Raw genomic sequence first — 20,384 nt, 5'->3', positions numbered from 1 at the left:
CGTCTCCGTGTCGTTGCTCGCCGGTCCTGTCAGGATGCATGGGACAGCGGCCGTTCGATCTCGCGCCGCATCTGCGCGGCGAAGTCCGGATAGGTTTCGGCGACCTCGTCGTAAACACGCCCGCGCAGCAAAGCCAGCGTCTGCGGATCCGGCAGCGCGGTCTGTTCCGGCTGGCTTTCATGGGTGAACTGGAAGCCGGTGGCGTCCTTGATACCTGCGAGGTCGTGTCCGGGATGGACACTCTGCAGGTCGAAGCCCGGACGCGTCTTGTCGAAGCGGAACAGCGCCTTGCTCGTCAACAGCGCGATCGGGCCGCCACTGCGGTAAACGCCATCGTCGCTGACGCCGGGCGCGCTGATGAAATCCACCTTCTCGACCAGAGTGCGTGGCGTGTGCTCCTCGCGAAACAAGATCACGCGCGGCACCACGTAATAAAGATAGGCCGATCCGAACGAGCCGGGCCATCGCACTGGCGTCTGCGGATAGTCGCCGGTGCCCACCAGATTGACATTGCCGCGGCCGTCGATCTGGCCGCCTCCGAGGAAGAAGGCATCGATGCGGCCCTGGCCGGCGCAATCGAACAGTTCGGCCGAGCCGTTGGTGAAGAAATTGTGCTCCACCGATCCGAGGATCGAGATGCGCGGGCCTTTCTCGCCGGCCTGCTGCTTTAGCGCTCGCAGCAGCATGGCGCCGGCCGCGGGGATCGGTGAGGACGCACCGACAGCGACATGCCGGACGCCGTCGAGCAGCTTGGCGACGGTGCAGATCAGGATTTCGCGCGGGTGAACCTCGCTCATCATGCGGGTTCCATCTGTGCGTTCGTCATGTAGTCGGCAAAACCCTCGGCGCTGCGCGCGGCGCGCGCATAGCGCAGGATCTCGGCCGTGTCGGTCGGATACTCGCCCCACAGGCCGTAGGGCCAAGCGCCCTTCGGCGCGACGGCGACTTCGGTGACATAGAGCGCCGGCAGCACGCCCGCTGCGCTCATCTCATTGGCGAGCAGGCTGTCGTCCACGATGCGCTCGACAGTGACAAGCGTGGTGGCCGACGCATAGGCCATCGCGGCGAGTTCGCGGCGTCGCCCAATCCACACATTGCCGAATCGGTCGGCCATCGGTGCATGGAAGATCGTGATGTCGGGCTTGATCGCGGGGATGAGCACGATGGGATCGCCGCCATCCGCCAGCGGATTGTTGATGACGCGCCAGTCGCTGCGGTGGTGCAGCAGGTCGCTGCCGATCAGCCCGCGCATCGGCATGAATGGGCTGCCCTTCTGCGCGGCCATCAGGCCGGCATGGATAGCGGGGCAGGTGGCGTCCTTCAATGCGATCGCGCCGTCCTTGACGGCTGCGTTGAAGCGCGGCGCGCCGCCAGCTTCGCCGAGCGAGACGGCGCTGGTCTCGACCGACCGAACCAGACCGGCACCGACGAGTTGGTCCACCTGAAGGCCACCAGTCGGCACGCAGACGAGATCGAGATTACGCGTGTTGCGCTCTATGATCGGGCGCGTCATTGCCATCGAGACGCCGGCATAATCCACCGGCAGCGCTAGCCGGATTCCCGGCTCCACATACTTCGCCAACGCGCGAAGATCGCTTACCACAATTCGCCTCCCGATTTTATTGTTCTATATTGTAGAACGTAGTTCTAAATAAAGTTAGTCGCGCCGCGCCGCGGCTGTCAATCCGTTTGTGTCGCGAAGCGCTTTGCCCATAGGGGAAAATGCAAACCCGTCGGTAAGTCGATGATGACCGACGCGTCGTCGCATCGCGCATTCACTTGACAAGACGATGCGTCGCGCCAACAATAATTGGAATAACGTCTCATAATATAGAACGACCAGGGAGGTTGATGATGGCTGAGCCATTGGCGCTGCGCGTGGGACATTCCGGCGCGGGTGTTCCGGCGTCGCAGTCGGGTGGCGCTAGCGAGCGTCAGGTCATCGGTTCGCGCATCGTAGTTCGCGATGCCGAAAAACGGTACGGCCAGTTCCATGCCGTCAATCGTATCAATCTCGATATCGAACCCGGCGAATTCATCACACTGCTCGGCCCGTCCGGCAGCGGCAAGACCACATTGCTGAACCTGTTGGCCGGTTTCCAGAACCTCGACGGCGGCGAGATTCTCGTCGACGGCAGGCCGGTGCACAACGTGCCCACGCATAAGCGCGGATTCGGCATGGTGTTCCAGAGCTATGCGCTGTTTCCCAACATGACGGTGACACAGAACGTCGCGTTCCCGCTGCGCATGGCCGGCGTTGATCGCGCCACCACCGAGCGGCGTGTTGCCGAGACGCTGGAAATCATGCGCCTGTCGGATCATGCGAACAAATCGCCGTCGGAAATGTCCGGCGGACAGCAGCAGCGCGTCGCGATTGCGCGCGCCATCGTGATGCGGCCGAAGGTCGTGCTGATGGACGAGCCGCTCAGCGCGCTCGACCGTCGGCTGCGCGAATCGATCCAGATCGAGATACGCGATCTGCATCAGACGATCGGCAGCACGATCCTGTTCGTGACGCATGATCAGGGCGAGGCGCTCACCATGAGCGATCGCATCGCCGTGCTGGATGCCGGCAGGATCGTGCAGATCGGCCGCCCGCTCGACATCTATCGTCACCCGTCCAATCGTTTCGTGGCGTCGTTTGTCGGCGAGAGCAATCTGATCGAAGCCGAGATCATGCAGAAGCGCGGCACCACCGTGACGCTGAAGAACCGCGCCAGCTATGTGTTCGATGCCGAGAGCCGCGACGCCATCGATGTCGGCCGCGTCACCGTGCTGGTGCGGCCCGAGCGCATCGCGATCGCCAACGAGCCGACCGCAAGCTCGACGCCGGTGACCGTGACGTCGGCGATCTTCCTTGGCGAGATCTTGCGCATCGAGGCGCAAATGGACGGCGGCGACACGCTGCTGATCCGCTGCACCGACACCGCCAGGCGGCCGCTGCCCGATGTCGGCGATCGCCTGCATGTGAGCTGGGGTCCGGAAGACTGCTGGGTGCTGACATGACGACGATCTCGCTGTCCGAGGAGCCGCGGCATCAGGCGAGTTCCAACCTGGCCATGAAGCTCAAGAACCCCGCGCTGCTACTGCTGCCCGCGGTCGCTTTCCTGTCGTTCATCTATCTGCTGCCGCTGGTCGATCTCATTCGCATCAGCATCAGCGGGCCAAGCTGGCTGACTTATTTTCAGCGCGTCTTTGCGGTGCCGCTCTATTGGGAATCGCTGGTCCGGACCATGCACATCTCGGTCACGGTCGCATTCCTGTGCCTGTTGTTCGGCTATCCCACCGCGCTGCTGATCCATCGCACCCGCGGCATCACCCGTGCTCTGATCGCCACCGCGATCGTGCTGCCATACTTCATCGCGATCCTGATCCGCACCTATGCCTGGATGGTGCTGCTCGGCCGCAACGGCCCGGTCAACAAGTTCCTGGTGTCGATCGGTATCCTGAGCGAGCCGGTCCAGTTGCTGTTTCACCGCGGCACCGTGCTGCTCGGCATGACGGCGGTGCTGCTGCCGCTGATGGTGCTAACCATCTATTCGAGTGTGTCGCGGCTGGATCCCGGCTTGACGCGCGCGGCGCTGGCCAGCGGTGCCGGGCCTATCGCCGTGTTCTGGCGGGTTTTGCTGCCGCTGACGCTGCCCGGCATTGGCGCCGGCTTCCTGCTGGTTTTCGTGGCCGCGATCGGCTTCTTCATCACGCCGACGCTGCTCGGCGGCCCGGGCGACCAGATGTTCGCCATGCATATCACGCAGCAGGCGGACTCGGTGACGTCTGAGGGCTTCCTGCAGGCGCTGGGCGTCGTGTTGTTGTTGATCACGCTGCTGGTGGTTGCCATCGCCGGACGTTTCCTTGGCCTGGAATTCATCTGGGGCGGGCGCAAGCTCACCGAGACGACAGCAGGGAAGGTCGCGCCAGCGGCAACGTCCGCCACCGCGCGTCGCAGTTTCGGCAGCGCATTCGCCGACGCCATCGGCTGGCCGCTGCTCCGGCTGTTCGGCATGCTGCCGGCCAGTTGCGGCACATGGACGGTCCGTCTGATGGGTGGCTTGGTGGTCGCGCTTCTGATCCTGCCCATTATCGTGGTCATGATCATCTCGTTCAGCAGCGCCAGCTATCTGACCTTTCCGCCGCCGGGCTTCTCGCTGCGCTGGTACGAGCAGTTCTTCTCCGACACCAACTGGATGCGCGCGTTCTGGACATCCGCGCTGATCGCGGCGGTCTCGGCCTTCATTGCGGTCGGTCTCGGTACATGCGCGGCGCTGGGCATCGTCAGGGGTAATGTGCGCGGCAAATCCGCGATCATGCTGCTGCTGGTCAGCCCGATCATCGTGCCGCCGGTGGTGCTCGGCTTGTCGCTCTACACGCTGTTCCTGAAGTTCGATCTGGTCGGCTCGGTGTTCGGCCTTGCGGCGGCCCATGCTATCGGCGGTTTGCCGATCGTGGTGGTGATCCTGTCTGCTGCGCTGCAGAACGTGGACTCGCGGCTCGAACAGGCCGCCTCGGTCCATGGCGCGTCGTCGCTCACGGTGCTGCGGCTGGTGACGCTGCCGGCCATCGCGCCGGGCCTTGCGGCCGCGACCTTCTTTGCGTTCCTGCATTCGTTCGACGAATTGGTGCTCACCCTGTTCCTGTCGAGCGCGCAGCTGAAGACGCTTCCGTTGATGCTGTGGGGCGACATCTATTACCGGCTCAATCCGGTACTGGCTGTCGTGTCCACGCTCGAAGTGCTGCTGGTCGTGGGAGGACTGTTCCTCGCCCGGCCAGTGCTCGCAACGTCGCAAAAAGCGACCCGATGACCAACGATCAAACAGGAGGAAACATACTATGCTGGGAATGAAACGCTTCAGGCTGCCGGCCTTGGCTTCGGCGGCGTTCATCGCCATGGGGACGGGTCTGGCCGTTGCCCAGAGCAACGTCGTCATCATGCAGGATCCGGGCGGCGGCTATGGCGATGCGCTGCGCAAGGTGATGTACGATCCGTTCGAGAAGGAAACCGGCATCAAGGTCGTCACCGTGCAGGAAGCGCGCAGCGGTCCGCGCATCAAGGCGCAGGCCGAAGCTGGCAAGGCGCAGTGGGACCTGACCTTCATTTTCGATCAGGAAACCAAGCTGCTCGGCGACTGCTGCCTGGCTGACATCGACTATTCCAAACTGTCGGAATCCGCGCAGAAGACCCTGGCGGCGATGCCGGACAATCTGAAGCGCAAGAAGGGTGTCGCGCTGCAAGTGATCGGCGTCGGCCTCGTCTACAACAAGGACAAGTTCAAGGGCGATAAGGCACCGCAGAACTGGGCCGACTTCTGGGACGTGAAGAAGTTTCCGGGGCGCCGCTGCATGCCAGCCTGGCCGCGCTTCACCTTCGAGGCCGCGCTGATGGCCGACGGTGTCGACAAGAGCAAGCTGTATCCGATCGACATGGAGCGTGCGCTCAAGAAGATCAAAGAGATCAAGCCGCATATCGTCAAATGGTGGACCACCGCCGCGCAGCCGCCGCAGCTGATCCTCGATGGTGAGGCCGATATGTGCCAGGCCTATACAGGGTCGATGAGCAAACTGGCGCTGGAAGGCGCTCCGATTGATCTCACCTTCAATCAAGGCTTCGTCTATTACGACTTCTTCTCGATTCCGAAGGGCGCGCCGAACTATGATAACGCGCTCAAGCTGCTGTCCTGGCGTCTCGACCCCAAGCGCGCCGCCCAGCTGACCTCCACTTTCCCGGTCGCGCTTCCTTCGAAGGTCGTGTTCGATGCGGCGACGGACAAGAACGTCGCGCGCTATTGGGCGAACAATCCCGAGAACATCTCCAAGGCGATCGAATGGAGCCCGGACTTCTGGGGGGCGCCATCGCCCGCGGGCAATTCGACCAATGAAGAATATGCGCAGGAAAAGCTGAACGCACTGCTTGCCCAGTAAATCGCGCCATACAACAATGAGGCCGGCGGCCCAGGGCCGCCGGTCTGTTCGCAACAGAGAACTCCCCACATCGGCTGCTTGGATGGATAAGGCATTTATCAAGGGACTGAGGCTCGTCGAGGCGCTCGCGATGAGCGAGCAGCCGCGCGGGGTCACCGATCTCGCCAATGAGCTGAAGTTCACCAAGAGCAATGTGCATCGCCTGCTGACGACGCTCCAATCGCAGGGCTTCGTTCGCCAGATTCCGCCGCACAGCACCTACGAGCTCACAACCAAGCTATGGGTGCTCGGCAATCACGTCATTCAGCGCATGGATCTCATCCATATCGCACGCCCGGCGATGACGGCGCTGGCCGAAGTTACCGGAGAGACCGTTCATCTGTCGGTGCTCGAGGGCACCGACGTTGTCTATGTGGACAAGATTGAAAGCGCGCATCATATCCGCGCGCATACCAGCGTCGGCATGCGTGCGCCTGCATTCACCATGGCAACCGGGAAGGCGATGCTCGCGCAAATGCCAGACGAATATCTGGAGAACTTTCGCCCGCATCTCAGGCGTTATACGGATACGACGCGAACGACCATCGAGGAGTTGCGCGAAGACATCCATGCGGCACGGGTACAAGGTTACTCGTCAGTGCTGCATGGCGAATGGCGAGAAGGTATCGCCGCCTGTGCTTGCGCCATCGTTGGACGCTCCGGTGAACTCGTTGGAGCCATCGGCATGTCTGGCCCGGACATCCGGGTCAAACGAAAGCAGATCAAGGAATACGCCGTTCACGTGATGGAAGCGGCGCGCGCCATCGGCCTAGCGCTCGGCCATGTTCGTGCGATGTGAACAATGGCTGCCCATTCGAAGTCCGTGATACCGCATCGATGCTTCGGTTTGGACGCCTGAATCACGTCTAAGCCGATGCCTTCAATCGGCAAAAAACGGAAGACCGTACTTGCGAGATTACCCCGTAAGCGGACATATCCGGACATGTCAAAATCGACCCGAATGACCCACACCAGACATGGGCTGTTTCGATCTCCTGGGCACCGGCGCGCGCGGTCGCAGGAGCGCGGCGAGCACAGGGACGTCACCCGCGACGCCGCGAAATAACTGGTAGTACTCTCGCAAACCGTCGCGTTCGCTGTGAAAGCGAAAGTTGATCGACTGCCGCTATTGCGTGGTGGCCTTGGCTGAGCATCGTCGGCCACGGCCATCACCAGTGATCAACAAGGTGTCCGCTGCACGCGTTTTGCATGTCCTGCTTCGAAGTCGCTGGCGTCGAATCTACTTTCAATGGCGACAACTGAATCGCCACGATTTTGCCTCCGAGCGATCGGCTAATCTCGCAACGTCACGCAATGATTCTCGCGAGGCATTTGGGATGAATGATTTGATCCTCTGGAACGAGCTAACGCGCCGCGAACAGCGAATTATGAACAAGCTGTTCGGCGGCGGATCAGCCTATGGTGATGGTCCGATAGAAACAGTCAACCTCATGCGGCTCGGTCTGATCACCGAAAGCGGATTAACCTCGGCCGGCCTCGAGTTATTCATTGCTGCTTTCAAAGCGCAACGAGACGTCTGTCGGGCGAACTGATTGCGCGCAGAGCATCGCGTTCCGGTCCGGGCCTCATAACGTCGGATGTTTTTTTATTCGATCTTTGCAAATCAAGAGCCAGGCTTGAGCTGTCCGTTCGGCGTAGAGCGTGAGATCTCAAGCTCTTCCTCGTTCATGTCTGCCGACACATCAGCGAAAAGGGGTGTGCTTAAATAGCGCTCGCCGGTATCGGGAAGCATGCAGAGAATATTTGCCCCTTTCTCTGCCTCGGCTGCAACCTTGAGCGCGCCCGCAAAGGTTGCGCCTGAGGTAATACCCACAAAGATGCCCTCTTTGGTAGCAAGGTCCTTGCTGCAGCGAATGGCATCCGGACCGGAGATCGCTAAGATGCGATCGATGACCTTCATTGCGACGGCATCGTCGGTGAGTTTTGGGATGAAATCCGGCGTCCAGCCTTGCATCGGATGGGGCTTGAATGTCGGATGCGGGGCGGCCGGAGTTCCATCTGAGTTTCGCGACTGCGGGGTGCCACTGGCCAACAACTGCGCATCCTCTGGCTCGCAAACCACTATCTTCGTTTCGGGACGCTCCTCTGCGAGCACCCGCGCGACGCCCTTTAACGTTCCGCCCGTTCCATAGCCCGTGATCCAATAATCCAACCGTTCTCCGGAGAAATCGTCGAGTATCTCACGCGCTGTCGTACGCGAATGAATATCGGGATTGGCTTCATTCTCAAACTGCCTAGTCATGTACCAGCCATGCGCCCTGGCGAGCTCGATGGTCTTGTTGATCATGCCTACGGCGCGCTCAGCCGCGGGAGTTACGATGACCTTCGCTCCAAGGAACCGCATGAGCTTACGCCGCTCGACGCTAAATGGCTCTGCCATGGTGATCACAAGCGGGTATCCCTTGGCGGCGCAGACCATGGCAAGACCAATGCCCGTATTTCCACTTGTCGCCTCTATGACCGTCTGACCAGGCTTGAGCTCTCCGGATTTTTCGGCCGCCTCGATTACTCCGAGAGCCAATCGGTCCTTCACTGAACTAAGCGGGTTGAAGGCTTCAATTTTTACGAAGAGATTCACGCCTTCCGGCGCCAGACGATTGATCCGCACTACCGGCGTATTACCGATCGTTTCGACGATACTTTGATATTTCCGTCCCATGATGCATTTCCCGACATTGCGTTGTTTGCGACGGCTCCAATTGCCATGCATTGCGTCGAAGCTGCCCTCGGTTATTGGGGACAATCATTGGGCGCGCAAGAGTTAGCTTTCAGGGCGTACCCGACTTCACCGCCCGTCCTGATTGATCGTAGCGCGGCAAATGGACCTGTTTTGAACATTGTACCTAGCGGAACAGCCACCGCCTATGCTTTGGTAGAGGCAGATAGTTTTTCACCGAGCCAGGGAGCGTTTTTTGCCCGGCGAGCGCGTGGAACGGCGACTGGCGGCTGTGCTGGCGGCGGATGTCGCCGGCTATAGCCGGTTGATGGGTCATGCCGAGGAGCGCACGCTTGCGGAGCTAAAGGCGTTTCGAAAGACGCTTGTCGATCCCAGGATCGCCACGCACTGCGGTCGCATCGTCAAGACCACTGGCGATGGCATGCTGGTCGAATTCGCCAGTGCTGTCGATGCAGCGCGCTGTTCGGTGGAAATCCAGCAAGAGATGGCTCAACAAAACGCCGCCGTTCCGCCGGAACTCAGGATTGAATTTCGCATCGGCATACACGTTGGGGACATCATCATCGACGACAACGATATTTTCGGCGATGGTGTCAACATCGCAGCCCGTCTTGAGGGAATTGCCGAGCCAGGCGGCATCTGCATCTCCGATGATGCACACAGGCAAATTCGCGGCAAGCTCGACGTCGCCTTCGACGACATCGGCGAGCAGACTTTAAAGAATATTGCCGAGCCAATGCGCGTATGGCTCATACGGCTTGCCCGCGAGAGCGCCCCTGCGATCCCGTCAAATTCGTCTGCGAAACAAGTTCGAGATCTAGCGCTACCTGACAAACCGTCCATCGTCGTCCTGCCGTTCGACAACATGTCCGCTGAGGCGGGTCAGGATTACCTTGCTGATGGTATCGTCGAGGCAATTACCGCAGCTCTTTCGTGCATTCGCTCTTTTTTCGTCATCGCCCGTAGCTCAGCGTTCACCTATAAGGGCCGCGCGATAAATGCGCGCAACGTCGGTAAGGAGTTGGGCGTTGCTTATTTGCTTGAGGGTAGCGTGCAGAAAGTCGGCAATCGCCTCCGCATTATCGTTCAGCTAATCGAAACCGAGGGAGGGGCACATGTTTGGAGCTCACGCTTTGACGGCGCAGTCGACGAGTTCTTTGACCTCGAAGACCGAATAACGGAGCAGGTGGCAGGCGCTCTACAGCCTTCCATCCGCATTGCCGAGATTGAGCGGTCGCGACGCAAACGGCCGCAAGACCTGAGCAGCTATGACTATACTATGAGAGCGATGCCTCATGTCTGGGCGTTGGAGAAGGAAGAAAGCGCTAAAGCGATTGAACTTCTCGAAAAGGCGCTCGCGATTGATCCCGAATATCCCCTAGCTTTGTCGCTTGCTGGTTGGTGCCACGCCCAGCGCTCGGTCTATAACTGGGCGGACGACATCGTTGGAAGCCAGGCAATGGCGCGATCGCTCGCCGAGCGGGCAGCAGAGATGAGTGGCGATGACCCTATCATTCTGGCGGTACTCGGCGCAGTGCACACATTTGTACGCAACCATGGAACCGCGCGTATACTGCTTGAGCGAGCCGTCAGCCTCGACCCCAACGCTGCATGGGCCTGGAGTAGGCTCGGATGGCTAGAGAACTATGCCGATCAGCCTCAGAAGGCGATTGACAATTTCGAGCGCGCTCTGCGCCTGAGCCCGATTGATCCAATGAATTTCAACAACTATGTAGGAATAGCCTCTGCGCATGAAGTAGCGCAAGAATACGACAAGGCTGCCGCGTTCTATCGGCGCGCCCTCGAAGAACGGCCAAACGCTAGTTGGATTTATCGCAATTTGGCGTCGGTCCTGTCGGGAGCCGGCCGGGTCGGCGAAGCTAAACAAGCATTCGAGGAGTTGATGCTTACTTACCCCGATCTGACGATTTCAAAATTCAAACAGGCAATGGTGTTTTCGCCTGCTGTTCTGAACCGTATGGCAGAAAACCTCCGAAAGCTCGGGTTGCCTGACTAGAACGACCGGAGAGAGCCGGCCGGCATCGATACCTTTCCGAGCACATCTCGATGAGTTGACTTCCGCTTGTGGCACTTTCGGACCTGAGGCGATGTCCGACCTGAGTCCGTAATCGGCACCTAAGCGGACGTCCGCCGTCCCGCTCCAAGTTTATGTGTTCACGCCCTAGTGAGGCATCCGCATCGTTGTCGCCTGATCGCTCGCCTCGTGTTGCTCAAGGCGATCGGCTTCCTGGCGGTATGCGTGCGATGCTTCGACAAGTCGCGTGACGGTGACGGCATCCAGAATAGTCTTTGCCAACCGTTCGGCGCGGGTCGCTTGTTCTCTGAGATACTGAACCCTGGTCATCTAGTGCCCTCACACTTGTCGATACAAGTTGAGTCAATTTCGATCGTTCCCAGCCTGTTCCCAGATCCTTAACGGATCGTAAGCGGTGTTGGAGTCGCAGTGAAGTTTGTCCAGGTTGTGGTAAACGCGGCGGCGTCGACCCTAATACTCCCGCGCAAACGGACATTCACGTTAAGCCCGAACATTTCGCCTGAGGTGGTAGGCCTGTAAATCGCCTTCACCCTCGTTATTCGCGCCGTTGCTATCCCCGGTTCAAACGGGGAGATCGCAATGTCGGAGAATGCAGGCGTCGCCAAGCGGCTGGAGAAATTTCCGGCGTTCGACGGCTTCCGGGGGATTGGCGTGGTGGTGTTTACCCAATCACGCGTTTGCTGCTACGCGAACGGGCCAAGACCGGCCGCATCAAGGACTTCTATATGCGCCGGGCGCTGCGCATCTTCCCGGTCTATTACCTCACGGTGCTCGTCTGCTACTTCATCTTCAGATTGGGTCCGGCGCATACGCTGAGCCTTCTGACCTACACGTTCAATTTCTATCATCCACTGCATGCGGTGCCGAACCCGCTGGAACACACCTGGTCATTGTCGGTGGAGGAGCTTTTCCGCTGGCCGCATCAGTTGCAACCGAGGCGCGAAGCCGTCGTGATCGGCCTCGGTGACGTGCGCGTGGTGATGGGTGTCGTCGGATCGGGAAGGGCGAAGCCGGTTTGCCGGGACCATGTAGCGAAGGGCAAGTCTTGACGAAGAAGGGCAAGACTTGACGAAGCGTCGCGGCTGCTTCTCATTGGCTGGCAGCACAGCGATAGTCCGTGCCTGCTTGGAGGTCTCGCCCGATGATCACGCTCTATCACTGCGCCCGCGCGCGCTCGTTCCGCCCGCTATGGACGCTTGAAGAGCTCGGGCTGCCCTATGAGCTGAAGATGCTGCCGTTCCCGCCGCGTGTCTTTGCGAAGGAATATCTCGGCATCAATCCGCTCGGCACCATCCCGCTGATGCTCGATGGCGAGACCCGGATGACGGAATCGGCGGCGATCGCGCAATATCTCGTCACCAAACATGGCCCGACGCCGCTGGCCGTCGGCATTGACGAGCCGGACTACGGCGCGTTCCTGAACTGGCTGCATTTCGGCGAGGCCACGCTGACCTTCCCGCAGGCGCTGGTGCTGCGTTATTCGAAGCTCGAGCCGGAGGAGCGCCGTCATCCGCAGGTGGTCGAGGACTATTCGAAGTTCTTTCTTGGACGGTTGCGTATGATCGAGACCATCACCACCGGCAAAGACTATGTCTGCGCCGGCCGTTTCACCGCCGCGGACATTTCTGTCGGCTATGCACTGTTGCTGGCCAATCGTCTCGGGCTTGCATCGCAATTCGGGCCGAGCGTCACAGCCTATTGGGCGCGATTGCAGCAGCGCGAGGGCTACCTGCGTGCGGTTGAGTCCGAGAACCGCGCCGGCGACGCGCTGGGTTTGGCGCGCCGCTTCTGAGCGGCTATACCAGCCGCATCAACTTCAACCAAGCGAGCAGACCGATGGCCGATGATAGAGTAATCCTGGAGAAGAAGGGCGCCGCACTCTGGATCACCATCAACCGGCCGGAGAAGCGCAATGCCATGAATGGCGATGTCATCGCCGGCATCGCCAACGGCTATCACACCGCCCACGAGGATGCGGGCGTACGGGTGATCGTTCTGACCGGCGCGGGCGAGAAGGCGTTCTGCGCCGGCGCTGATCTGGCGAATGCGGGTGCGGCCTTCTCGATGGATTTCTCCAAGCCCAATGGTGATCTCGCCGATCTCATGCGGCTGTCGCAAAACGCCACCAAACCCGCCATCGCCCGCGTTAACGGCGTCTGCATGGCCGGTGGCATGGGTTTGCTCTGCATGACCGACATGGCGGTGGCCGCGGACAACGTGATCTTCGGTTTGCCCGAGGTGAAGGTCGGCGTGTTTCCCATGCAGGTGCTGGCGCTGCTGCAGTCCATTGCGCCGCGTCGCCTGGTCAACGAATGGTGCATCACCGGCGAGCCGTTCGACGCGCAGACCGCGCTTGGCGCTGGCCTGCTGAATCACGTGGTGCCGGCGGCCGAGCTCGACAGCAAGGTCGACTGGCTGATCGCGCGCATCACCGACAAGTCGCCGACCGCGATCCGCCGCGGAAAATATGCGATGCGCGCCATCGCCGCGATGTCGTTCGACGAGAGCATCGCCTATACCGAAAGCCAGATCGCGATCCTGTCGATGACCGAGGATGCGAAAGAAGGCCTCAAGGCGTTTGGCGAGAAGCGCAAGCCAGTGTGGCCAGGCAAATAGGGCGGCTCTCGGTGGCGCGCCACGACAGACCATCGAGCCGGCGCACGGGCGCATCGTCAGCCTTAAAGTGGAATTAACAGTGTCGCCGTACCCTCGTAGCCCGTGAGCGACCAGGCCATCAGCAGCCCAGCCAAACAGTTCCCGGTGCGGGCAACGATGCCTTTGCTGGTGAGCGCGTGCGTCTATGGCCTGCTGCTGGCGCTCGGGCCGCGGCTGCTGAACGATCCGGACAGCTATTCTCATATCGCGATCGGCCGCTGGATCCCGGCGAATGGCGTCATTCCGTCGACCGACTCGTTCTCCTTTTCCATGCATGGCGGTCATTGGCTTGCCTTCGAATGGCTCTCCGAGGTCATTTACGGGGCGGTCTATACGTTTGCCGGCTGGCAAGGCGTCGTGGCGCTCGCTGCCGCGGCCATCGCGCTTTCCGTCGGGATTCTGACCCGGTTCCTGCTGCGCGAACTTGCGCCGAAGCCGGTATTGATCATCGTTACAGCCGTGGTCGTTCTTCTCGCGCCCCATCTGCTGGCGCGGCCGCATGTATTGGCACTTCCGGTCATGATGACCTGGGCGACCGCGCTCGTTCGTGCCATGGATACGCGTGCACGACCGCCTTACTGGGCGTTACCGCTGCTGGTCCTTTGGGCCAATCTCCACGGCAGCGTCATCCTGGCACTGGGGTTGATCGGACCCGCAATCCTCGAAGTCCTCATACGAAACAAGCTCCGCGAGCGGCCTCGCGAAGTGCTCCATTGGCTCGCTTTCACGGCTCTCGCTGTTGCCGCATCCTGCCTGACCCCTTACGGGCCCGGCACGCTGTTGATGCCGCTGACGACGCTGGGTCTTGGCGATGCGCTCAACTGGATCGGCGAATGGCGGCCACAGAATTTCGGCCGCATCGGGGTCTTTGAGATCCTGCTGCTGGCGGGAATCTTTGCGCTGTCGCGGGGCGTGACGCTTCCCGTGGTGCGGGCTCTGGTCTTAATCGGCCTGTTGCATTTTGCTCTGGCGCAGGTGCGCAACGCGGATCTGCTTGCCATGCTGGCGCCACTCTATCTTGCCGCGCCGATCGCGCAGCAGTTTCGCAGCTGGGCCGCATCCAATGAGGCCGGCTCAGGTCGGGCGCTGCAGGTCGGTGCCCTCGGTGTCATGATCCTGGCGACCGTAATCGCTTCGGCGCGCGACGTTCGCCCCGCCGCGCGAAATACGCCACAGGCAGCGGTGGCCAGCGCCGGTCTGACCGCGGCGAACCGCGTGCTCAACGATTATTCGTTTGGCGGCTATCTGATCTTCGCGGGAATTCCCACTTTCATCGATGGTCGCGGCGAACTCTATGGCGGCAGATTTCTTCATCGCTACAACAGCAGCCTATCGCTGGCGGACCTGAATGATTTTCTGAAACTGCTCGACGATTACAAAATAGATGCCACGCTGCTGGAGCCGGAAACTCCGGCGGTGGCGTTGCTCGATCGGCTGCCAGGCTGGAAGCGCGTCTATGGCGATGACGTCGCGGTGGTCCACAAGCGGCAGAATGCAACGGCGAAGTAATTAGGCCGTGGCGAAAGTGGCGTATTGTGCGCCAAGCGGCAGGCCACTGAAGGCGTTTTCGACACGCCGCGCGGCTTTCGCTTCCCAGGGCAGTAGCAGGAAATGACGCGAAGCGATGTCGCGGAGGCCGGCGCCTGCCATGATCTTTTGCGTCTTGCCCGCGCCAAGCAATATCGCGTCGCGATCGAACTCACAGCGCGCGACAGCAAGACGGGTCAGCGGATTGAACGGGTTGTGTTCGATGACACAGACCAGCCCTCCTGGCCGCACAACGCGCCGCATCTCACGCATGAAGCCCGCCCATTCGGCGGGCGGGACGTGATGCATGACGCAGATCGTGGTGACGAGATCGAAGCTGGCATCGGTGAAAGGAAAAATGCGGCCATCGAACGCTTGGTAGGCGACATCGGGGTTGTCGACCTGTGCCTGCGCAATACTGGCGGAGGATACGTCTATGCCGCTGAGTTGACCGACCATGCCGCGCAGCAGTGGATGGAAGCTGCCAACGCCGCACCCGACATCGAGCATGTCAGGCTTTTTTGATCGAAGTCGCTCTGCGATCAATTCGCGCAGCAGATCGGCCTTTGCACGCATGAAGAAGCTATGTGGCAGGCCGGAAAAGTCGATCGAGGATTGAACGACGTCGCGGTAGTTGCTGCGGTAGCTGTCGAACAGCTGGCTCATGACATCCGCTCCGTCAGGCGCTGCGCGAGGTGCGGTAAGATGTTTCGGCTTGATCGCGGTCGAAACCGACGCGGTTCTGTACGACATAAAGTGGACGATGTTTCGCTTCTGCGTGGATGCGCCCGACATAGAGGCCGACGATGCCGGTCATCAGCATGTTCAACCCGCAGAGCAGCGACACGATGACGATGATCGACGACCAGCCGGCAACCAGATGCGGGTCGTTCGTCATCCAGAGCAGCAACACCCAGGCGCCGTACAGCAGGGCCATGCCCGACACCGCGAGACCGCACCAGATCGCCAGCCGCAGCGGCGCATCGGAAAAGCCGAGAGCGGCCGACATGGCGAGCCGGGCCATCTTGAACAGCGGATATTTGGTTTCGCCGGCGGCGCGCTCAAGGCGATGGAAACTCACTTCGGCCTGGCGGAAACCGAGCCAGGCGATCATGCCGCGCACGAAGCGATCGCGCTCCGGCATCTGGCGCAACGCGTCCAGCACCTTGCGGTCGATCAGTCGGAAATCGCCGACGTCTGCCGGGATACGAACCGAGGTCATACGGCCAAGCACCCGATAGAACACATGGGCGGTGGCGCGCTTGAACGCGCTTTCACCCGCGCGGGACAGGCGCCGCGCATAGACCACGTCATTGCCTTCGCGCCACTTGGCGATCAGTTGTTCGACGACTTCAGGCGGGTCCTGCAAATCCGCGTCCATGACGACGATCGCGTCGCCTTGCGCGGCGTCCATGCCGGCGGTGATGGCCACCTGGTGGCCGAAATTGCGCGACAGGCCGATGTAACGGAAGCGTGGATCACTCCTGGCGAGTGCCTGCAGCACGATGGGGCTGGTGTCGCTGCTGCCGTCGTCCACGAAGATGGCTTCCGCGGGCGCGTCGAGGCGGTCGAGCAGCAGTCCCAGCCGGCGGACCAACACAGGCAGCACGGCCTCCTCGTTATAGACCGGCACGACGATGCTGTAGATGATCCGCCCGCCATCAATCGCCATTTTGGAGTTCCGCCCTGCTGAATGGCGGGATCCTAAGCCCTGATGGTTAAGGCGGCCTTGCAAAGCGCCTTGAAATCAGGCGCCTTGACCGCCTTTGCGCGGTTCCATGAGGCAGGCCCAGGTGCGAACCAGACCGCGTGGCTATGGCCGCCTGTCAATCTTGTACAGGACAAATCGTGCTGACCTGTCCACCTCTTGCAGTCTGTCGGGCAGCGGGTTCGCCGCAGCGGGGCCAAGCACATAGAGATAGTCGAAATCGCGGTGCCAGGTCTGGATGAACGATGGCACGGCTGCTGTCGTACCGCCGGCCGCAATCGCGCTGAGCAGCCGCATCGGCACAGGGCCGCCATATGGAATGGCGAGCCGCTGCATGTCGACACGGGGGCGAATGGGCTGCTTGCCAATCTCGGTGAACACGTTGGGGACGAAAGCATTCGCGTAATGCACGGCCAGCGTCGGGGCATAGGCCATTGGATACTGCGTAAGGTCTTTGAATGGCGGGTCGTCGCCATCGCCGCTCGTTCCCACGAGTACCCGCGAACCGCGGTCAAGCTTTTGAAACGAAGCGATCAGCGCCGCATAGTCTGCGCGATAAGAGAGCCAGACCGCAAATACGGTTGCGAGATTGGCGATGATGACGCCGCTGACGACCAGCAATACGGCAGCCAGCCATTTCCGGTTCGGTAGCGATAGCGAGCAGAACGCTGCAACGATGATCACTGCGGCAGGGATAATCCGGAGATCGGCAAATGACGTGCCGAGAAGCTTCGATGGAATGACGAGGTAAAGAAGCGCAAAACCGGCGGCGAGCCAAATGCCGACCGGTTCGATCTTCAAGACGTTGCGCTTGAACGCCAGATACGACAACCCCAGCAGGGCCAGAACGCTGGCGGCGGACACCGTCAAATCATAGCCGTTCATGATGCGAAACAGCCAGAGCGGTTTGTACTGCAACAGCCACTCCGTCCCCTCGCTGCCAACAGAACCGGCGGTGGCGCGCATAACCAGAAGCAGCAGAGCGACCGGCAGGCCGAGAAGCACCAGTCGCAATGCGGTGACGTGATACGGCGCCCTCCGTTGATGGGCGCGCCATAGCTCATAAAGACCGATCGCTGCGCCATAGATGCCGAGCGAAAAGAAATGAACCGCGAAGAGCGCCGAGACGAAAAAGGTATTGACGACGAGCCGCGTCAGGAACGAACGCTCGATGACCATCAGATAGAACGCGATCCCCCAAAGCGAGACGCCAAGACCGAATTCGAAATTCAGAAAACCCCAGCTGAAGGGCAGGCAGTAGACGAACAAGAGCGCGACGAAGCCGCCAATCTGAACTCGGCCCTTCACGACCCGTTCGAGGGCCAGTGCGCCACCAATAATCAATATTTGGCTGCAGAGCAGAAACAGCCGGGTCGCGCTCTCGACGCCGACCCACTGCGCGAGCCGTGGGACAAGCAAATCCATCCCAAGATTGGAATACAGCGCCCAGCGGACTTCATAATATGGATTGGCTCCTGGATCCCCATTCTGGGCCAGAAGATACATGCGGGCGAGGTGATTGGGGTAATCCACCATCGCCGGAATCGGAGTCAGCAATGTGGGAAGAAGCGAGGCTGCCGCCAGCACTGCGAAAATGATGATTCCTGCAGATCGATTGGGATCCGCCTGCGTTCGCGCAGACATGGCCTTCGAATTTCGCGTAATCATGTTCACTGGTCGAGATAGCCGTTGGGATTTTTCCGCTGCCAGTTCCAGGCGTCACGACACATCTCTGCAATGCCGCGCTTTGCGTGCCATCCGAGAACATCTGCTGCAAGCTCTGCGCTTGCATAGTAGCTGGCGATATCGCCAAGGCGTCTCGGCGCAAAAGTGACAGGGATCATCTTTCCGCTCGCACGCGTATAGGCGTCAACCAACTCCAGAACGCTGGTGCCTTGGCCGGTTCCCAGATTGACCTTAAGGATCCGCTGCTTGTCGACACAGTCGAGGGCTGCAATATGGGCGGCGGCCAGATCGACCACATGGCCGTAGTCACGTATGCCAGTGCCGTCCGGTGTCGGATAATCGTTGCCATAAACATTGAGCGCGGGCAGTCGCCCAATAGCGACGCGTGAAATATAGGGCATCAAATTATTCGGAACGCCATTGGGATCTTCTCCGATCAGCCCGCTTTCGTGGCTGCCGACCGGATTAAAATAGCGCAGAATCGCGACGTTCAGCGGGCTTAGGGAATGGGCAATGTCGATGAGCAATTCCTCGGCCTGCATTTTAGTGCGGCCATAGGGGCTGACTGGTGCGAGCTTGTGGTCCTCCCGCAAGGGCAGCACGTCCGGCTCGCCATAGACGGTCGCCGACGATGAGAAGACGATATTGCGCACGCCGGTCTGCTGCATGGCCTGCGCCAGCCTCAGGGTTCCGACCACGTTGCAATCGTAATACTCAGCCGACTTGCTGACGGAATCCGCAACCGACTTTAGTCCGGCAACGTGAATGACAGCGCTGCAGCCATACGCCGACAGGGTCGATATCAACGTGTTGACATCGCGCACATCGCCTTTGACGACATCCGGCGCCGTGCCGGTGATCCGCCGAATCCGATTGATGACTTCCGGATGGCTGTTGCCGAAATTGTCATAGATCACGACCTGACGACCGGCGTGCATGAGCTCCACGCAGATATGCGAGCCTATAAAGCCGGCACCGCCTGTAATCATCACCGTCATGTCGGAATGGTCCTGCCTGGAAGCTGTCGGGCAACCATCGACACTAGCCCTGTCAGCTTAATAAACGGCAGCTCGTGGTGACAGGTGGCGGCTGACAGCCGCTTTGGTTAGTAAATCGTATCCAAGAACTAGCCGGTGCGTTTCAGCCGGTGCAGCGTCACTTCCGGAGGGCAATTCAGTCGCACCGGGAGCAGGCTGGTGCCGACGCCGACGGATGTATAGCCGGCCATGCCTTCATGGCGCCACGCGCCGTTCCCCATATGGCGCGGCAACACGGCCTCCAGCTTGATGGCGTAGCCGCCGGGCAGGCAGAGCTGGCCGCCATGGGTGTGGCCGCTCAACATCAGATCGAAATCGTGCTCGGCCGCCTCGGCATAGGTCTCCGGCGTGTGCGATAGCAGGATCGAGAAGGCGTCCTTCGGAATTTGCGACGCGACCTTCGGGATGTCGTCAGCAAGGTAGAAATGCGGATCGTCGACACCGGCGAGATAGATCCTCTCGTCGCCGCGAGCGATCGTCTCGCATTCGTTGAACATCATGCGGATGCCCATGGCTTCCAGCGCCGGCGTCATGCGGATGCTGTCGTGATTGCCGAGAACGCCATAGACGGGATCGTGCAGCCTCGTGCGAAGTTCACCGACACCTTCGGTAGCGCGCTGATACGGCCCATAGGTCTTGCCGCGATAGTCGCCGGTCAGCACACAGATGTCGTAATCGAGATCGCCGACGAAGGAGATCAGGTGGTGCAGCGCATCCTCGCTGAGATCGACGTGGAGATCGCTGATATGCAGGATCGTGAAGCCGTCGAACGCGGCGGGCAGGCGCGGTGAGGCGACGATATTCTCGCGGACCAACACGCGGTTAGCCTCGCGGCGGGCGCGGCCATAGAGGCCGGTGAGTTGCAACGCGGTGCGGATGATCGGTGGTGCGGTGAGCCAGTTCTCCAGATTGAAGAACAGGCGGCCCTGGCCGAACAGCTGGTGATCGCGATGGGTCTCGATCTCCAGCCGGGCCTTCACATGCGCATCGCCGATACGGTCGATCAGCGGGCGTAGCGCGCTGTCGTCGATCGGGGGATGCGGTGGCTGAGTCAACGTCGAT

The 20,384-nt window shown here is 60.6% G+C and carries 19 protein-coding genes; 10 read left to right on the top strand and 9 right to left on the bottom strand.

The genetic code is table 11. The features are described from left to right. Positions 1 to 29 precede the first annotated feature (29 nt). Complete coding sequence (locus tag HP556_RS09525) at positions 30 to 797, bottom strand: CoA transferase (protein WP_175366781.1); 768 nt, start codon at positions 795 to 797, stop codon at positions 30 to 32. Next, positions 797 to 1,603: a CoA-transferase gene (locus HP556_RS09520; protein WP_175366780.1), complete on the bottom strand. Its 807-nt coding sequence runs from the start codon at positions 1,601 to 1,603 to the stop codon at positions 797 to 799. The genes HP556_RS09525 and HP556_RS09520 overlap by 1 nt, the downstream gene beginning before the upstream one ends. 251 nt (positions 1,604 to 1,854) lie before the next feature. Here HP556_RS09520 and HP556_RS09515 point away from each other — a divergent pair, with 251 nt between their 5' ends. The 5 genes from HP556_RS09515 (at position 1,855) to HP556_RS09495 (ending at position 7,508) form a co-directional block, all read left to right on the top strand. Then, positions 1,855 to 3,006 (top strand): ABC transporter ATP-binding protein, encoded by a 1,152-nt coding sequence (locus HP556_RS09515; protein ID WP_175366779.1) that lies wholly within the window; start codon positions 1,855 to 1,857, stop codon positions 3,004 to 3,006. Then, a complete protein-coding gene (locus tag HP556_RS09510) occupies positions 3,003 to 4,799 on the top strand; it encodes an ABC transporter permease subunit (protein WP_175366778.1) in 1,797 nt (598 codons plus the stop codon). The genes HP556_RS09515 and HP556_RS09510 overlap by 4 nt, the downstream gene beginning before the upstream one ends. 28 nt (positions 4,800 to 4,827) lie before the next feature. Then, a complete protein-coding gene (locus HP556_RS09505) occupies positions 4,828 to 5,916 on the top strand; it encodes an extracellular solute-binding protein (RefSeq protein WP_089267920.1) in 1,089 nt (362 codons plus the stop codon). Between the two features lie 82 nt (positions 5,917 to 5,998). Next, positions 5,999 to 6,754, top strand: coding sequence for an IclR family transcriptional regulator (locus tag HP556_RS09500; protein WP_175366777.1), 756 nt, complete (start codon positions 5,999 to 6,001; stop codon positions 6,752 to 6,754). Positions 6,755 to 7,292: 538 nt separating this feature from the next. Then, positions 7,293 to 7,508, top strand: a complete 216-nt coding sequence (locus HP556_RS09495) for a hypothetical protein (RefSeq protein ID WP_175366776.1) — start codon at positions 7,293 to 7,295, stop codon at positions 7,506 to 7,508. Positions 7,509 to 7,579: 71 nt separating this feature from the next. Here the strand turns inward: HP556_RS09495 and cysK are convergent, their stop codons facing one another. Further along, positions 7,580 to 8,635: a cysteine synthase A gene (gene cysK, locus HP556_RS09490; protein WP_175366775.1), complete on the bottom strand. Its 1,056-nt coding sequence runs from the start codon at positions 8,633 to 8,635 to the stop codon at positions 7,580 to 7,582. Positions 8,636 to 8,888: 253 nt separating this feature from the next. Between cysK and HP556_RS09485 the strand changes: the two genes are divergently transcribed. Further along, positions 8,889 to 10,670: an adenylate/guanylate cyclase domain-containing protein gene (locus HP556_RS09485; RefSeq protein ID WP_246297553.1), complete on the top strand. Its 1,782-nt coding sequence runs from the start codon at positions 8,889 to 8,891 to the stop codon at positions 10,668 to 10,670. A 165-nt stretch (positions 10,671 to 10,835) separates the two neighbouring features. Here HP556_RS09485 and HP556_RS09480 read toward each other — a convergent pair whose 3' ends face one another. Further along, positions 10,836 to 11,018 carry a hypothetical protein gene (locus HP556_RS09480; protein ID WP_175366774.1) on the bottom strand — a complete coding sequence of 61 codons (183 nt, stop codon included), beginning with the start codon at positions 11,016 to 11,018 and terminating at the stop codon, positions 10,836 to 10,838. 368 nt (positions 11,019 to 11,386) lie between these two features. Between HP556_RS09480 and HP556_RS09475 the strand changes: the two genes are divergently transcribed. The 4 genes from HP556_RS09475 to HP556_RS09460 all read left to right on the top strand — a co-directional run bounded on the left by HP556_RS09475 (position 11,387) and on the right by HP556_RS09460 (position 14,873). Next, positions 11,387 to 11,758, top strand: a complete 372-nt coding sequence (locus HP556_RS09475; RefSeq protein ID WP_175366773.1) for a hypothetical protein — start codon at positions 11,387 to 11,389, stop codon at positions 11,756 to 11,758. 92 nt (positions 11,759 to 11,850) lie between these two features. After that, positions 11,851 to 12,501 (top strand): glutathione S-transferase family protein, encoded by a 651-nt coding sequence (locus HP556_RS09470; protein WP_175366772.1) that lies wholly within the window; start codon positions 11,851 to 11,853, stop codon positions 12,499 to 12,501. 44 nt (positions 12,502 to 12,545) lie between these two features. Next, a complete protein-coding gene (locus HP556_RS09465; protein ID WP_175366771.1) occupies positions 12,546 to 13,325 on the top strand; it encodes an enoyl-CoA hydratase/isomerase family protein in 780 nt (259 codons plus the stop codon). Positions 13,326 to 13,481: 156 nt separating this feature from the next. Further along, positions 13,482 to 14,873, top strand: a complete 1,392-nt coding sequence (locus tag HP556_RS09460) for a hypothetical protein (RefSeq protein WP_210269132.1) — start codon at positions 13,482 to 13,484, stop codon at positions 14,871 to 14,873. On the opposite strand, the gene HP556_RS09455 is transcribed toward HP556_RS09460, so the two are convergent. From HP556_RS09455 to HP556_RS09435, 5 genes are all read right to left on the bottom strand, one after another. Next, a complete protein-coding gene (locus HP556_RS09455; RefSeq protein WP_175366769.1) occupies positions 14,874 to 15,557 on the bottom strand; it encodes a class I SAM-dependent methyltransferase in 684 nt (227 codons plus the stop codon). A gap of 13 nt (positions 15,558 to 15,570) precedes the next feature. Then, positions 15,571 to 16,563, bottom strand: a complete 993-nt coding sequence (locus HP556_RS09450; protein ID WP_175366768.1) for a glycosyltransferase family 2 protein — start codon at positions 16,561 to 16,563, stop codon at positions 15,571 to 15,573. Positions 16,564 to 16,704: 141 nt separating this feature from the next. Beyond that, on the bottom strand, positions 16,705 to 18,243 hold the full coding sequence (locus HP556_RS09445; RefSeq protein WP_175366767.1) for a hypothetical protein: 1,539 nt from the start codon (positions 18,241 to 18,243) through the stop codon (positions 16,705 to 16,707). A 26-nt stretch (positions 18,244 to 18,269) separates the two neighbouring features. Beyond that, entirely contained in the window at positions 18,270 to 19,283 is a 1,014-nt protein-coding gene (gene galE / locus HP556_RS09440) for a UDP-glucose 4-epimerase GalE (RefSeq protein ID WP_175366766.1), read from the bottom strand. Between the two features lie 128 nt (positions 19,284 to 19,411). Beyond that, positions 19,412 to 20,377, bottom strand: a complete 966-nt coding sequence (locus tag HP556_RS09435; protein ID WP_246297551.1) for a metallophosphoesterase — start codon at positions 20,375 to 20,377, stop codon at positions 19,412 to 19,414. Positions 20,378 to 20,384 lie beyond the last annotated feature (7 nt).

The sequence above is a fragment of the Tardiphaga robiniae genome (assembly GCF_013359755.1).
Taxonomy (GTDB): domain Bacteria; phylum Pseudomonadota; class Alphaproteobacteria; order Rhizobiales; family Xanthobacteraceae; genus Tardiphaga; species Tardiphaga robiniae.
Note: the sequence above shows the minus strand (reverse complement) of the source record. Positions and strands in the feature narration are given on the sequence as shown.